This is a genomic window from Limnospira sp. PMC 289.06 (genome assembly GCF_032350395.1).
GTDB lineage: Bacteria > Cyanobacteriota > Cyanobacteriia > Cyanobacteriales > Microcoleaceae > Limnospira > Limnospira platensis.
The window spans coordinates 1-457 of sequence record NZ_JARPLC010000490.1 but is presented as its reverse complement, the minus strand read 5'-3'; the positions used below and the strand labels follow the sequence as shown (position 1 = coordinate 457).

Sequence of the window (457 nt, the reverse complement as noted above, 5' to 3'; positions counted from 1 at the left end):
GAAGCTGGAATAGGAATTCCCACAATCCAAGATAGAGCGAGGCAAGCCTTGGTTAAGTCGGTTCTCGAACCTGAATGGGAATCGAGATTTGAAAACACAAGCTATGGGTTCCGACCCGGACGGTCAGCCCAAGATGCAATAGCCAGGATTTACCAGAGTATCAACAAAGGTGAATATTTCGTGCTAGATGCAGATATAGCGTGCGAGACGTTTAGGAGTGAAATAGGGCTGCAATGCCTGAAATAACCTCCTAGTGGGACTTCCACCCCTTGGTGGAATATAAGGGATTCGCACCCCTGACCATCCCATAACTATCTATGTGTCTCAACATCTGGCTTCGACAACCAGATAAGGCAGAGAGACTCAAGGTCAAGACTGAGCGAAAAAAAAGAGGGAAGTTGTGAACCCCTTGAGTATAACGTAAGGTTGAGAGTAACGGCGGTAGCCACCCCCAATT

Annotated in this window: 1 protein-coding gene; it reads left to right on the top strand. The window is 47.5% G+C overall.

Features of this window, described 5'->3' with window-relative positions:
• Positions 1-246, top strand: a 246-nt coding sequence (locus P5674_RS25940) for a reverse transcriptase domain-containing protein (RefSeq protein ID WP_315643533.1), incomplete at its 5' end; no start/stop codon positions are given.
• Positions 247-457 lie beyond the last annotated feature (211 nt).